At 71.5% G+C, this 13,782-nt stretch carries 14 protein-coding genes; 6 read left to right on the top strand and 8 right to left on the bottom strand.

The window, feature by feature from the left end:
* Positions 1-16: 16 nt before the first annotated feature.
* The gene (locus tag ACIHCM_RS05850) at positions 17-265 is read left to right on the top strand and encodes a DUF6458 family protein (protein ID WP_399889649.1); all 249 of its coding nucleotides are present in this window, start codon (positions 17-19) and stop codon (positions 263-265) included.
* A 27-nt stretch (positions 266-292) separates the two neighbouring features.
* Here ACIHCM_RS05850 and ACIHCM_RS05845 read toward each other — a convergent pair whose 3' ends face one another.
* Both ACIHCM_RS05845 and ACIHCM_RS05840 read right to left on the bottom strand, forming a co-directional pair.
* Positions 293-2,122 carry an NHL domain-containing thioredoxin family protein gene (locus ACIHCM_RS05845; RefSeq protein ID WP_399889646.1) on the bottom strand — a complete coding sequence of 610 codons (1,830 nt, stop codon included), beginning with the start codon at positions 2,120-2,122 and terminating at the stop codon, positions 293-295.
* Between the two features lie 60 nt (positions 2,123-2,182).
* On the bottom strand, positions 2,183-2,569 hold the full coding sequence (locus ACIHCM_RS05840) for a cupin domain-containing protein (protein WP_399889643.1): 387 nt from the start codon (positions 2,567-2,569) through the stop codon (positions 2,183-2,185).
* Between the two features lie 53 nt (positions 2,570-2,622).
* Between ACIHCM_RS05840 and ACIHCM_RS05835 the strand changes: the two genes are divergently transcribed.
* The 3 genes from ACIHCM_RS05835 (at position 2,623) to ACIHCM_RS05825 (ending at position 5,019) form a co-directional block, all read left to right on the top strand.
* A complete protein-coding gene (locus ACIHCM_RS05835) occupies positions 2,623-3,621 on the top strand; it encodes a GlxA family transcriptional regulator (RefSeq protein ID WP_399889641.1) in 999 nt (332 codons plus the stop codon).
* Positions 3,618-4,112 carry an LURP-one-related/scramblase family protein gene (locus tag ACIHCM_RS05830; protein ID WP_399889638.1) on the top strand — a complete coding sequence of 165 codons (495 nt, stop codon included), beginning with the start codon at positions 3,618-3,620 and terminating at the stop codon, positions 4,110-4,112. Before ACIHCM_RS05835 ends, ACIHCM_RS05830 begins: the two co-directional genes overlap by 4 nt.
* 256 nt (positions 4,113-4,368) lie before the next feature.
* Entirely contained in the window at positions 4,369-5,019 is a 651-nt protein-coding gene (locus ACIHCM_RS05825) for a class I SAM-dependent methyltransferase (RefSeq protein ID WP_399890560.1), read from the top strand.
* Between the two features lie 71 nt (positions 5,020-5,090).
* Here ACIHCM_RS05825 and ACIHCM_RS05820 read toward each other — a convergent pair whose 3' ends face one another.
* Positions 5,091-5,888 carry a carbon-nitrogen family hydrolase gene (locus ACIHCM_RS05820; protein ID WP_399889635.1) on the bottom strand — a complete coding sequence of 266 codons (798 nt, stop codon included), beginning with the start codon at positions 5,886-5,888 and terminating at the stop codon, positions 5,091-5,093.
* 182 nt (positions 5,889-6,070) lie between these two features.
* Between ACIHCM_RS05820 and ACIHCM_RS05815 the strand changes: the two genes are divergently transcribed.
* Positions 6,071-6,895, top strand: a complete 825-nt coding sequence (locus ACIHCM_RS05815) for a maleylpyruvate isomerase family mycothiol-dependent enzyme (RefSeq protein WP_399889632.1) — start codon at positions 6,071-6,073, stop codon at positions 6,893-6,895.
* Between the two features lie 157 nt (positions 6,896-7,052).
* Here the strand turns inward: ACIHCM_RS05815 and ACIHCM_RS05810 are convergent, their stop codons facing one another.
* Both ACIHCM_RS05810 and ACIHCM_RS05805 read right to left on the bottom strand, forming a co-directional pair.
* Entirely contained in the window at positions 7,053-8,354 is a 1,302-nt protein-coding gene (locus ACIHCM_RS05810; protein ID WP_399889629.1) for a nitrate/nitrite transporter, read from the bottom strand.
* Complete coding sequence (locus ACIHCM_RS05805) at positions 8,351-9,004, bottom strand: GntR family transcriptional regulator (protein WP_393103350.1); 654 nt, start codon at positions 9,002-9,004, stop codon at positions 8,351-8,353. The genes ACIHCM_RS05810 and ACIHCM_RS05805 overlap by 4 nt, the downstream gene beginning before the upstream one ends.
* Before the next feature lie 208 nt (positions 9,005-9,212).
* Here ACIHCM_RS05805 and ACIHCM_RS05800 point away from each other — a divergent pair, with 208 nt between their 5' ends.
* Complete coding sequence (locus tag ACIHCM_RS05800) at positions 9,213-10,112, top strand: D-alanyl-D-alanine carboxypeptidase family protein (protein WP_399889625.1); 900 nt, start codon at positions 9,213-9,215, stop codon at positions 10,110-10,112.
* A 107-nt stretch (positions 10,113-10,219) separates the two neighbouring features.
* Here the strand turns inward: ACIHCM_RS05800 and ACIHCM_RS05795 are convergent, their stop codons facing one another.
* The 3 genes from ACIHCM_RS05795 to pdhA are packed head-to-tail and all read right to left on the bottom strand — an operon-like array spanning position 10,220 to position 13,777.
* Positions 10,220-11,608: a dihydrolipoamide acetyltransferase family protein gene (locus tag ACIHCM_RS05795; RefSeq protein ID WP_399889622.1), complete on the bottom strand. Its 1,389-nt coding sequence runs from the start codon at positions 11,606-11,608 to the stop codon at positions 10,220-10,222.
* Between the two features lie 10 nt (positions 11,609-11,618).
* Positions 11,619-12,599, bottom strand: a complete 981-nt coding sequence (locus ACIHCM_RS05790; RefSeq protein WP_399889620.1) for an alpha-ketoacid dehydrogenase subunit beta — start codon at positions 12,597-12,599, stop codon at positions 11,619-11,621.
* A 2-nt stretch (positions 12,600-12,601) separates the two neighbouring features.
* A complete protein-coding gene (gene pdhA, locus ACIHCM_RS05785; RefSeq protein ID WP_399889617.1) occupies positions 12,602-13,777 on the bottom strand; it encodes a pyruvate dehydrogenase (acetyl-transferring) E1 component subunit alpha in 1,176 nt (391 codons plus the stop codon).
* Positions 13,778-13,782 lie beyond the last annotated feature (5 nt).

Raw genomic sequence — 13,782 nt, 5'->3', positions numbered from 1 at the left:
CAGGGAGGCAACACTCATGGGCCTCGGCGGGTGCATCATCCTCATCGCCGTGGGAGCCATCCTCACGTTCGCCACGGACTGGAACATGGAGGGTGTCAATCTCGATCTGGTCGGCGTCATCCTGATGATCGTCGGGCTGATCGGGGTCACCACGTTCAGCAGCATCGCGCGGCGGCGCCGTGTCGTGGTGCCGCCCTCGCAGCCGGTCGTGCAGGAGGAGCGGCACCCCCGGCGCGACGGCTACAGCGACGGGTACGGCGTGTGACGGCCCACGAGGCCGGGCGTCGCGGACTCAGGCGTCCAGACCGGCCAGGACGAGAGGCAGGCGGTCCGTCCCCCGCTCGGTGAGACGGACCGGCACGCCCCAGTCCTGCTGGTGGACGTGGCACGCGGGGTAATCGTTTGCGGGGTCGTCGTCGCAGGACGCCGCCGTCGCGGAGACGTGCAGGACACCCTCCGGCACGGAGGGGTCCAGCTCCAGGGCGCGGGACAGCTCCGTGCCCGTGCCCTCGCCGTGCTTCAGCAGCTCCGGAGGCGTCGACGAGACCAGCAGGCGGGTCGAGGGGCCGTAGCGCGTGTCGAGCTTCTGGCCCGCGGGCGCCTCGAAGATCACGTCCAGCTGGAGCCGCCCGGAGGCGACTTCCGTGGCCGCCCGCTGCGTGCGGTGGGCGACCGCCTCGACGCGGACCGCGTCCTCCGGCAGCCGCAGCCGGGTCAGGCGGTGCCTGGCCGACTCCACGACGACGATGTCGTCACCGGCCAGCACCGCGTCGCTCGGCTCGCGCAGATCCGTGGCCAGGGTGGTGACTTCACCGGTCGCCGGGTCGAAGCGGCGCAGGGCGTGGTTGTAGGTGTCGCTGACGGCCACCGAGCCGTCGGGCAGGGCCGTCACGCCCAGCGGGTGCTGGAGCAGGGCCTGACCGGCCGGCCCGTCGCGGTGACCGAAGTCGAACAGCCCCGTGCCGACGGCGGTGTGCACGGTGCCGTCGAGATCCACCCAGCGCAGGGCGCTCGTCTCCGAGTCCGCCAGCCACAGCCGCTCGGGCGTCGCCGCGAGGCCCGACGGCTGGGCGAACCAGGCCTCGGTGCCGGGACCGTCGACCAGCCCCTCGTCGGTGGTGCCGGCCGCGACGGCGACGCCGCCGCCCGCAGGGTCGTAAGCCCAGAGCTGGTGCACCCCGGCCATGGCGATCCACACCCGGCCGCCGAAGACGGCGACGTCCCAGGGCGAGGAGAGGTTCACCGCCCGCGCCGGACCCGACGTGGCGTCGCCCCGCATCCACTGCCTGCCCGTCCCGGCCAGCGTGCGGACCTCGCCGGAGGCGGGATCCAGGCGGCGCAGGGCGTGATTGACGGTGTCGGCGACCACGACCGAGCCGTCGTCGAGGAGGGCGAGGCCCTGCGGCTCGTTGAAGGACGCCGCCCCGCCCGTACCGTCGGCGAACCCGCGCGCGCCGGAACCGATCCGCCGGACCACGCTCTCCCCGTCCTGCGCCAGCTCCACCAGCTGATGCCGGGTCGTGTCGCTGACCAGGAACGTCCCGCCGGGCATGAGCAGCGCCTTGCCCGGGAACCGCAGCACCGTCGGCTCCGGCTCCGGCGCCACGTACGGCCCGTCACCCCGCCGCAGGGTGCCCTTCGCGGCGTGCTCCGCCTCCAGCTCGGTCACCAGCCGCTCGATGGCGTGCACATGCCCCTCACCGGCGTGCTGGGCGACGACGTACCCCTCGGGGTCGATCACCACCAGCGTCGGCCAGGCGCGCACCGCGTACTGCTTCCAGGTGCCGAGCTCGGGGTCGTCGAGCACCGGGTGCTCCACCCCGTACCGCTCCACGGCGTCCGCCACCGCCGCGTGGTCGGCCTCGTGCACGAACTTCGGCGAGTGCACCCCGATGACCACCACGGTGTCCCGATGCTTGGCCTCCAGCTCCCGCAGCTCGTCCACGACGTGCAGGCAGTTGATACAGCAGAAGGTCCAGAAATCGAGGATCACCACGCGTCCTCGCAGGTCAGCGAGGCTGTACTGCTTTCCGCCGGTGTTCAGCCAGCCGCCCTTGCCGGTCAGCTCGGGGGCGCGGACACGGGCGCGGCGGCGGCTCGGGGCGGGGGCGGGATCGGTCATGGTTCAAGAGTGCCACCCGCCACTGACAGTCACGCGCCCCCCCGGTCCCGCGACCCACAGTCACCCCAGGGCGTGGCCCGTCGTGGCGTCCACGTGGGCCGGGATGTCGTCGTGGCGGTCGCCGACGGTGCGGGTGCCGGTCGGCTCGAACAGGAGGATCGCGGTGGGGACGGGGGCGTACGGCTTGTGCTCGGTACCGCGTGGGACGGTGAACAGTGAGCCCTTGGGCAGGACGACCGTGCGCTCGCCGCCGGCCTCCCGCAGGGCGATGTGCAGCTCTCCCTCGACGACCAGGAAGAACTCGTCGGTGTGATCGTGCGTGTGCCAGACGTGCTCGCCCTCGGCCTTCGCGACGCGTACGTCGTAGTCGTTGACGGCGGTGACGATCCGGGGGCTCCACCGGTCGGTGAAGGATGCGAGGGCCTCGTCCAGGGCGATGGGTTCCATGGGGCCCATCGTCGGCTGTGGCGCCGTACCCGGACGAGTGCTAGGAATCGCACATGCCGCAAGAATCCTCTCAGTCCGCGGGAGCGCACCGTGTCGTCCTGATCGTCGACGACAACTCCAACCCGTTCGAGATGAGTTGCGCGATCGAGGTCTTCGGACTGCGCCGGCCCGAGCTGGGGCGGGAGCTGTACGACTTCCGGCTGTGCGCGGCCGGACCTCACACCCGGATGCGGGACGGCTTCTTCACGCTGACCGGCGTGGCCGGGCTGGAGGCCGCCGAGGAGGCGGACACCCTGATCGTGCCGAACCGTCCGGACACCGCCGCCCCGCGCGCGGAAGCGGTGCTTCAGGCAGTACGCCGGGCACACGCGCGTGGGGCCCGGCTGGTGGGCTTCTGCTCGGGCGCGTTCACCCTCGCGGAGGCGGGGCTGCTGGACGGGCGGCGGGCGGCGTGCCACTGGATGTGGGCGGAGTCGTTCCGGGCGAGGTTTCCGAGGGTGCGGCTGGAGCCGGACGTGCTGTTCGTGGACGACGGCGACATCCTGACCGCGTCCGGCAGCGCCTCGGCGCTGGACCTGGGCCTGCACGTCGTACGGCGTGACCACGGCGCCGAGGTCGCCAACGCCGTCTCGCGGCGCCTGGTGTTCGCCGCGCACCGGGACGGCGGTCAGAAGCAGTTCGTGGAACGCCCGCTGCCCCAGGTGCCCGAGGAGTCCCTGGGGCCGCTGCTGGCATGGGCGCAGGGGCGGCTGGGCGAGCCGCTGACCGTGGCGGACCTCGCCGCGCGCGCGGCGGTGTCCCCGGCGACCCTGTACCGGCGCTTTCGCGCCCAGCTCGGTACGACCCCGCTGGCGTGGCTGACCGGGGAGCGGGTGGCCCTGGCGTGCCGGCTCATCGAGCGCGGCGAGGAGCGGCTGGACGTGGTGGCCGCGCGCAGCGGGCTGGGCACGGCGGCGAACCTGCGGGCGCGGCTGCGGCGTGAGACCGGCCTCAGCCCGTCGGCCTACCGGCGGCGTTTCGGACCGGCCGCGGGGGAAGCGGTCATGGCATGAGATTCCTCGTGCGCGAACGGCTCCTCGGCCTCGGTGACGACTACTGGATCGAGGACGACAGGGGCAACAAGGCCTACCTCGTCGACGGCAAGGCGATGCGGCTGCGCGACACCTTCGAACTGAAGGACACCCAGGGGCGGGTGCTGGCCGACATCCGGCAGAAGATGTTCGCCCTGCGGGACACCATGCTGATCGAGCAGGGCGGCGAGCCGCTGGCCCGCATCCGGCGCAAGCGGCTGTCGCTGCTGCGCAACCACTACAAGGTGGTCCTGGTCGACGGCACCGAGCTCGACGTCAGCGGCAAGATCCTCGACCGTGAGTTCGCCATCGAGTACGACGGTGAGCTCCTCGCCGTGATCTCCCGGCGCTTCCTGCACGTCCGGGAGACGTACGGCGTGGACGTCGTCCGGGACGACGCGGATCCGGCGCTGCTGATCGCGGTGACGGTGTGCGTGATCCATCTGGCGGACAAGGAGCGGGAGGACGACTAGAGCGTGTCTCTTCGGTGGCCTACGGACGCCACTCCTGGCGGTGGCCGCCGGCGTCGCCACCCGGCCGCGCGCGGCGACGGCCACGCGCTCCGACGGCGGCCTGACCTGGAGCGCGGGCAGGTTCTTCGCCAACGGCGCGGCGGCCGAACTGCACCCGGACCAGCCGGTCCACCTCCATACCCCTGGTCGCGTGCCGGCCGGGGGGTACGGCAGCATGGGCGGCCCAGACGCACGTACGACCGGAAGGCCCCCGCCCATGACGCCGGCCCCCAAACCCGAGATCCTCGCCGCGTTCGAGGCGGCCAAGGGGTTCATGCCCGTGGACGAGGGGCTCGCGCTGTACGGGGCGGCCGTCGAGGCGGGGCGGCTCGGGCTGCCGCTGCTGGAGGTCGGCACGTACTGCGGGCGTTCCACGATCCTGCTCGCCGACGCGGCCCGCGCGGCCGGCGTCACCGCGCTCACCGTCGACCACCACCGCGGCAGCGAGGAGCAGCAGCCGGGCTGGGACTACCACGACCCGCAGACGGTGGACGCCGAACTCGGCCTGATGGACACCTTGCCGACCTTCCGCCGCACCCTGCACCGGGCGGGCCTGGAGGAGTACGTGGTGGCGCTCGTCGGCCGCTCCCCGCAGATCGCGCGGGTCTGGGGCACGCCCCTCGGACTGGTCTTCGTCGACGGCGGCCACACCGACGAGCACGCGAACGCCGACTACGAGGGCTGGGCCCCGCATGTCACCGAGGGCGGACTGCTCGTCATCCACGACGTCTTCCCGGACCCGGAGGACGAGTTCACCGGCCAGGCGCCGTACCGGATCTATGTGCGGGCGCTCGCGTCGGGGGCGTTCACCGAGGTGTCGGAGACGGGTTCCCTGCGGGTACTGCGCCGCACGGGTGCCGGGCTCTGACCCGGCCGGCGGGCCGGCCACCGGCTCTGCGAGAGGATCCGCCGGGCAGGCCCCAAGGGCTGTGGGCCGTCTCAGCGGCGGGGCCGCTGCAGGCCCAGCACCCGGTCCTTCAGCGCCGGGAACTGCTCCCTGGTCGCCGCCACCTTCCCGGGGTCGAGTTCCACCGTGAGGACCTCCTCGTCCGCGCCGGCCTGCGCCAGCACCTCGCCCCACGGATCGACCACGATCGAGTGACCGGCCTGTGGAACTCCCGCGTGCGTCCCGGCCGTTCCACACGCAAGGACGTATGCCTGGTTCTCCACCGCCCGCGCCTGAGCCAGCAGCGTCCAGTGGGAGCGCCGGCGTTCCGGCCACCCCGCCGGGACCACCAGGGTCTCGGCGCCCGCGTCGACGAGCCCACGGAACAGCTCGGGGAACCGGAGGTCGTAGCAGGTGGCCAGACCCAGCGTCGTCGCGCCCGGAAGGCGGACCGTCACCAGGTCGTCGCCCGCGCCCATCAGCACGGCCTCACCCTTGTCGAAGCCGAAGCGATGGATCTTGCGGTAGGCGGCGACGAGATCACCGGAAGGAGAGAAGACGAGCGAGGTGTTGTAGAGGGGCCCCTCCGGGTCCCGCTCCGGAATCGAACCCGCGTGCAGCCACACGCCCGTGTCGCTCGCGGCCTTGGCCATGGCCTCGTACGTCGGCCCTTCGAGCGGCTCGGCCTCCCGGCCGAAGTCCTCGTAGGCGAAGGCACCCGTCGTCCACAGCTCGGGCAGCACCACGAGATCGGTGCCGGCCTGCTGCCGTACCAGAGAGAACGCTCGCTGTCGACGGTCGGCGACCGATTCGCCCTCGTCTACGGCGATCTGGATCAAAGAGGCGCGCACACTACCACCGTCCTGGCGTTCGAGCCGTCCACACAGGCCTACGATCGTCACACCAAAGCACTGCCGGGGTGCCTCACAGCAGCGTAACTTAGCGTTCCGAGACACCCGCCGAGTGCAGCCACCTCCCACTGGCACCGCCGCCACAACCTGCCCGTGTACCGACCGCCGAGGGGTCCCGTTCCGTGAGTCTGCATCCCACCCTCCAGCCCTACGCCGACGCCTGGACCCACTCCATCGAAGCGATATCCGAGCTGGTGCAGCCCCTTGTGGAGGGCGAGTGGAACCGGCGGACCCCCTGCCCGGGCTGGTCGGTGCGGGACATCGTCTCGCATGTGATCGGCCTGGACTGCGAGATGCTCGGCGACCCGCGCCCGATCCACACGCTCCCGCGCGACCTGTTCCACGTCACCAACGACCACCAGCGTTACATGGAGATGCAGGTGGACGTGCGCCGTCACCACACGGCGCCCGAGATGACCTCCGAGCTGGAGTACACGATCATCCGGCGCAACCGGCAGCTGCGCGGCGAGTCCCGCGACCCCGGCACCAAGGTGCGCGGCCCGCTCGGCACCGAGCTCACGCTGGAGGAGTCGATGCGGGGCCACGCCTTCGCCGTGTGGGCGCACGAGCAGGACCTGCGCGCCGCCCTCGGCCGCCCCGGCAACCTCGACTCCCCCGGCGCCCACATCGCCCGCGACGTCCTGCTGGCCGAGCTCCCGGAGGTCGTCGCCGCCAAGGCGAACGCGCCGCGCAGCTCGGCCGTGGTCTTCGACGTGCACGGCCCCGTCGAGTTCCTGCGCACCATCCGCGTCGACATCCAGGGCCGCGGCACCCTCGAAACGGCCCCTGCCCTCGGTCCCGCCGCCGCCCTGACCCTCGACTGGGAGACCTACGTGCGCCTGGCCTGCGGCCGCATCACGCCCGAGGCGGCCGCGGACCGCATCAAGGTGGAAGGTGACGCGGACCTGTCGGCGGCGATCCTGCGGAACTTCACGGTGACGCAGTAGCGTGACGCGGAGCGTGGATCCGGGGGCGGCAGCCCCCGGCACGCTCACAGGGGCCCCGGTTCGCTCACGGAAGCCCCGGCACCCTGGCGGACACCGAACGCCAAGCACCGGGCGCCGGACGCCGCACGCCGCACGCCCGACGCGTGACACCGGAGGCCTACGCGGGGACGTGCACCGTCTCCACCCGGCTGGCCACCAGCCGCTCCCGCTCCCGCCGCGCCGCCTGCTTCCGCAGCCGCAGCACCTGCGTCAGACCCAGCGCCTGCAGCACGAAAACGGACGAGAAGGCCACCGTGTAGTCGTCCCCGGTCGCGTCCAGCAGCGCGCCCACCGCGAGCAGCGTGGTCATCGAGGCGACGAATCCGCCCATGTTGGTGATCCCGGACGCCGTCCCCTGCCGCTCGGGCGGATTCGCCGGCCGGGCGAAGTCGAACCCGATCATCGAGGCGGGTCCGCAGGCGCCGAGCACCGCGCACAACACGATCAGCAGCCACATCGGCGCCCGGTCGGCCGGGTAGTACACCGTCGCGGCCCAGAGCAACGACGTCGCCGCCACCGTACCGAGCGCGAGCGGCAGCCGTGCCCCGTGATGGCGGGCGACGATCTGGCCGTAGACGAGCCCGACCGCCATGTTCGACAGCACGACGAGGGTGAGCAGTTCACCGGCCGTGGCCCGGGACAGCCCCTGTGCCTCGACCAGGAACGGCAGGCCCCACAGCAGCAGGAACACCATCGCCGGGAACTGGGTCGTGAAGTGCACCCACAGGCCCAGCCGGGTTCCCGGCTCCCGCCAGGACGCGGCGATCTGCCGTCGTACGTACGCGGCCCCCATGTGCGGAACCGGTTCCGGCTCGTGCCCCTGTGGGTGATCCTTCAGGAACAACAGGAGCAGTACGAAGACCAAGGCCCCGGCGAGCGCGCTGCCCGCGAACGCGGCCGTCCAGCCGATGCCGTGCAGCAGCCGGGCCAGTACGAGGGTGGAGACCAGGTTGCCCGCCATGCCGGCGAGACCGGCGAGCTGCGCGATCAGCGGGCCGCGCCGGGCCGGGAACCAGCGGCTGCCGAGCCGCAGCACACTGATGAACGTCATGGCGTCCCCGCATCCCAGCAGGGCGCGCGAGGCGAGCGCCATGCCGTAGGTCGGGGAGAACGCGAAGCCCAGCTGCCCGGCCGTGAACAGCACGACGCCCAGGCCCAGCACCTTCTTGGTGCCGAGCCGGTCGACGAGCAGGCCGACGGGTATCTGCATGCCGGCGTAGACCAGCAGCTGGAGGATCGAGAACGTCGACAGCGCGGAGGCGCCCACGCCGAACCGGTCGGCGGCGTCGAGGCCGGCGACCCCCAGCGACGTACGGAAGATGACGGCGACGAAGTAGACCGAGACGCCTGTGCCCCAGACGGCGACGGCGCGCCGCCCGCCGGGAGGATCGCCGGGCAGGGAGACCGACGCGGAGCTCATCGCACCTCACCCCGCGCGAGGTGCGAGAACCAGCCGATGTGCCGGTGGACCACGCCGACGGCCGCGTCGGGGTCGCCGGAGCGCAACGCGTCCAGGATGTCCTGGTGCTCCGCGAGCGTCTTGGCGATCCGGTCGGGGTGGGAGTGCATGACGGCGACACCCATCCGCAACTGCCGGTCGCGCAGCTGGTCGTAGAGCCGGGAGAGGATCTCGTTCCCGCCGCTGCGGACGATCTCGGCGTGGAAGCTGCGGTCGGTGACGGCGGCGCCGGCCAGGTCCCCGGCGGCGGCCTGCTCCCGCTGCCGTTCCAGAAGCTCTTCGAGGCGCGCGATGAGCCCGGAGGGCGCGGGTACGGCCTTGCGCGCCGCGTGTTCCTCCACGAGCAGGCGGGTCTCGACGACGTCCGCGATCTCCTGGGCGGAGACCGGCAGGACGAGGGCGCCCTTCTTCGGATAGAGCTTGATCAGCCCCTCGGCCTCCAGCCGGAGCAGCGCCTCGCGCACGGGTGTCCTCGACACCCCCACGGCATCGGCCAGTTCGCCCTCGGTGAGGAGGGTGCCGCCTTCGTATCGGCGGTCCAGGACGCCTTGCTTGACGTGCGTGTAGACACGGTCGGCGGCAGGGGGTTGCTTCACGGCGGCCAGGGTCATGCCGACAGGATAGATACAACACGTACGCATGGGTGGGCCAGTCCACCATGCGGACCCGGAAGTCACCGACCCGGCCCCTCTCCCGCACAACCATTCGCATCCAGCACAACCATTCGTGCTACTTACGTGTCACACCCATGCGGCCTCCTGTGCTCCCGTTCAACTCGGCCGCTTCATAGGGGCATTCGACGTATTCGGGGTATCTCAGTTGATAACCGGCATCAAGGGCATCCGTATCCGCAGAGCCGTCGCCGTCACCGCGACGGCCGGCGCCGTGTTCACCACCGGAGCCCTCACCGCGGCACCCGCGCAGGCCGTCGCCGCGCCCACGATCGTGGCCAAGGGCGGCTACATCATGGACAACGCCACCGGCAGGACCCTGTTCGACAAGTACGCGAACACCACGCGCGCCACCGGCTCCACCACCAAGATCATGACTGCCAAGGTCGTGCTGTCCCAGCCGAATCTGGACCTGGACGCCAAGGTCACGGTCCAGAAGGCGTACAGCGACTACATCGTCTCGAAGAACGCCTCGTCCGCCCGCCTGATCGTCGGCGACAAGGTGACCGTCCGTCAGCTGCTCTACGGGCTGATGCTGCCGTCCGGCTGTGACGCCGCCTACGCGCTCGCCGACAAGTTCGGCACCGGCTCGTCACGGGCCGCGCGCGTGAAGTCGTTCATCGGCAAGATGAACAGCACGGCCCGCTCGCTCGGCATGACGAAGACCAAGTTCGACTCGTTCGACGGCATCAGCAACGGCTCGAACTACTCGACGCCGCGCGACCTGACGAAGCTCGCCGGCAACGCGATGAAGAGCGCCACCTTCCGCGCGCTCGTCAAGACGAAGACGACGAAGCAGAAGGTCACCACGAAGAGCGGCGGCTACCGCTACTACACGTGGACCAACACCAACACGCTGCTCAGCAACTACAGCGGCGCCATCGGCGTGAAGACCGGCTCCGGCAGCATCGCCAAGTACTGCCTGGTCTTCGCCGCCACCCGCAACGGCAAGACCGTCATCGGCACGGTCCTGACCTCCACCTCGGCGGCCCAGCGCGAGGCGGACGCGAAGAAGCTCCTGAGCTACGGCTTCGCCCGCCTGGGCTGACGGCACCGCACCACGACGAGGGCGGGAGCCGCATCACCCCATGGGGTGTGTGGCTCCCGCCCTCCGTCATGCCGTACCGCGTCGTGCCCTGCGGCCCACAGCCGGTGTCACGCCCAGGTGATCAACCGCTTCGGCTGTTCCAGGATCGCCGCCACGTCCGCCAGGACCTTGGAGCCCAGCTCGCCGTCGACCAGGCGGTGGTCGAACGAGAGGGCCAGCGTGGTGACCTGCCTCGGCTTGACCTTGCCCTTGTGGACCCACGGCTGGAGCTTGATCGCGCCGACCGCGAGGATCGCGGACTCGCCGGGGTTGAGGATCGGCGTGCCGGTGTCGACGCCGAAGACGCCGACGTTGGTGATGGTCACCGTGCCGCCCTGCATCGCCGACGGGGAGGTCTTGCCCTCCCGGGCCGTGGCGACCAGCTCGCCGAGGGACGCGGCCAGCTGCGGGAGGGTCTTGTCGTGCGCGTCCTTGATGTTCGGCACGATCAGACCGCGCGGGGTCGCCGCCGCGATGCCCAGGTTGACGTAGTGCTTGAGCACGATCTCCTGGCTGGCCTCGTCCCAGGACGCGTTGACGTCGGGGTTGCGCTTGATCGCGACCAGGAGCGCCTTGCAGACGAGGAGGAGGGGGTTCACGCGCAGGCCCGCGAACTCCTTGTCCTCCTTCAGCTCCTCGACCAGCTTCATCGTGCGCGTCACGTCGACCGTCACGAACTCGGTGACATGCGGCGCGGTGAAGGCCGAGCCGACCATCGCGGCGGCGGTGGCCTTGCGGACGCCCTTGACCGGGACGCGCGTCTCGCGGGCCGCCGCGTCCAGCGCGGGCGCAGCCGCCACGGGTGCGGGAGCCGCCGCCACCGGCTCCGCGACCGGCGCGGGGGCGGGGGCCGCCGCCGCGTGCACGTCCTCGCGCGTGATGATGCCGTCCGGGCCGGTCGGCACGACCACCGTCAGGTCGACGCCGAGGTCCTTGGCCAGCTTGCGCACCGGCGGTTTGGCGAGGGGACGCTGCTGTCCCGACGGGATGCCGGCCGCCGGGGCCGGCGCGCCGTGACCGTTGAGCTCGGCCTGGACGGCGGCCGCGACCTGCTGCACAGGGACCTCGGGGCCCTTGCGCGGGCGGCGCTTGGTGGCGGAGGTGGACACGCCGTAGCCCACCAGCACCGGCTGGCGGCCCTCCGGCTTCGGCTCCTCAGCCGGCTCGGCGGGCGCCTCGGGCGCCGGTGCCGCGCCGCCGCTCACGTCCACCGCGATGATCGACGTGCCGACGTCGACCGTGGTGCCCTCGGGGAAGTGCAGTGCGCGCACGACACCGTCGTACGGGATCGGCAGCTCGACGGCCGCCTTGGCCGTCTCGACCTCGCACACCACCTGGCCGTCGGTGACCGTGTCGCCGGGCTGGACGTACCACTTGAGGATCTCGGCCTCGGTCAGGCCCTCGCCCACGTCGGGCATCTTGAACTCACGCACGGAAGCTTCCGTCATCGTCGTCACGGCCCTCTCCTCAGTACGCCAGCGAGCGGTCGACGGCGTCCAGCACCCGGTCCAGGCCGGGCAGGTACTCCTCCTCCAGGCGGGCCGGCGGGTAGGGGGCGTGGTAGCCGCCGACCCTGAGCACGGGTGCCTCCAGGTGGTAGAAGCAGCGCTCGGTGATCCGGGCGGCGATCTCCGCGCCGGAACCGAAGAACACCGGCGCCTCGTGGACGACGACCAGGCGGCGGGTCTTCTCGACCGACGCCTGGAGGGAGTCGAAGTCGAGGGGGGAGATCGAGCGCAGGTCGAGGACCTCCAGGGACCTGCCCTCCTCGGCGGCCGCGTCCGCGACCTCGTGGCAGAGCTTCACCATCGGGCCGTAGGCGGCGAGGGTGAGGTCGGTGCCCTCACGGGTGACGCGCGCCTTGTGCAGTGGGCCGGGGATGGCCTCCGTGCTGACCTCGCCCTTGTCCCAGTAGCGCCGCTTGGGTTCGAAGAAGATCACCGGGTCGTCGCTCTGGATGGCCTGCTGCATCATCCAGTAGGCGTCCGAGGAGTTCGACGGGGAGACGATCTTCAGGCCCGCCACGTGCGCGAAGAGCGACTCGGGGGACTCCGAGTGGTGCTCGACCGCGCCGATGCCGCCGCCGTAGGGGATGCGGACGACGACCGGGAGCTTGACCTTGCCCAGCGAGCGCGCGTGCATCTTGGCGAGCTGCGTGACGATCTGGTCGTACGCCGGGAAGACGAAGCCGTCGAACTGGATCTCGACGACGGGGCGGTACCCGCGCAGGGCCAGGCCGATCGCCGTGCCGACGATGCCGGACTCGGCGAGCGGGGTGTCGATGACGCGGCTCTCGCCGAAGTCCTTCTGCAGGCCGTCGGTCACGCGGAACACGCCGCCGAGCTTGCCGACGTCCTCGCCCATGACGACGACCTTGGGGTCGGCCTCCAGGGCGTGCCGCAGCGACTCGTTGATCGCCTTGGCCAGGGCCATCTTCTCCACAGCCATGTTCAGACCCCCTCTACGTCCGCGAACGACGCCTGGTAGGCGGCGAACTGGGCTCGCTCCTCGTCGACGAGCGCGTGCCCGTCCGCGTACACGTTCTCGAAGATGGCGAAACGGTCCGGGTCGGGCATCGCGCGGACCGCTTCGCGCACTCGCCTGCCCAACGCCTCGCTCTCCGCCTCCAGTTCCGCGAAGAATCCCTCGTCCGCGTGGTTTGCGGCCTCCAGGTGGCGGCGCAGGCGCAGGATCGGGTCCTTCGCCTCCCAGGCGGCGCGCTCGTCGTCGTGCCGGTAGCGCGTCGGGTCGTCGGAGGTGGTGTGCGCGCCCATGCGGTACGTGTACGCCTCGACCAGCGTCGGGCCCTCGCCGCTGCGCGCCCGCTCCAGTGCCCACTTGGTGACCGCGAGACAGGCCAGCACGTCGTTGCCGTCGACGCGGACGCCCGGGAAGCCGTAGCCGCGGGCGCGCTGGTACAGGGGCACGCGGGTCTGCTTCTCGGTGGGCTCGGAGATCGCCCACTGGTTGTTCTGGCAGAAGAACACCACGGGGGCGTTGTAGACCGCGGAGAAGGTGAACGATTCAGCGACATCGCCCTGGCTGGAGGCGCCGTCGCCGAAGTAGGCGATGACGGCCGAGTCCGCCCCGTCCTTGGCGACGCCCATCGCGTAGCCGGTGGCGTGCAGCGTCTGGGAGCCGATGACGATCGTGTAGAGGTGGAAGTTGTTGCCGTTCGGGTCCCAGCCGCCGTTGTTCACGCCGCGGAACATGCCGAGCAGGTTGGTCGGGTCGACCCCACGGCACCAGGCGACGCCGTGCTCGCGGTAGGTCGGGAAGACGTAGTCGTCCTCGCGGGTGGCGCGGCCGGAGCCGATCTGGGCGGCCTCCTGGCCGAGCAGGGAGGCCCACAGGCCCAGCTCGCCCTGGCGCTGCAGGGCGGTGGCCTCGGCGTCGAAGCGACGGGTGAGCACCATGTCGCGGTAGAGGCCGCGGAGCTCGTCGGGGGTGATGCCGTCCACGTACCGCTCGTACTCGGCGTTCTTGACGCGCTCGCCCTCGGGCGTCAGAAGCTGTACGAGCTCAGGGTCGGTGTCCTGGGCGGTGTTGCGGGTGGTGCGCTTGGTGCCGGCTTTGCCTCCGGCGCTGCGTCGCGGCTTGCGCGCGGCAGTGCTCTCCACGGTCACGTGTG

This window comes from Streptomyces sp. NPDC052023 (assembly GCF_044548465.1).
GTDB lineage: Bacteria > Actinomycetota > Actinomycetes > Streptomycetales > Streptomycetaceae > Streptomyces.
Note: the sequence above shows the minus strand (reverse complement) of the source record. Positions and strands in the feature narration are given on the sequence as shown.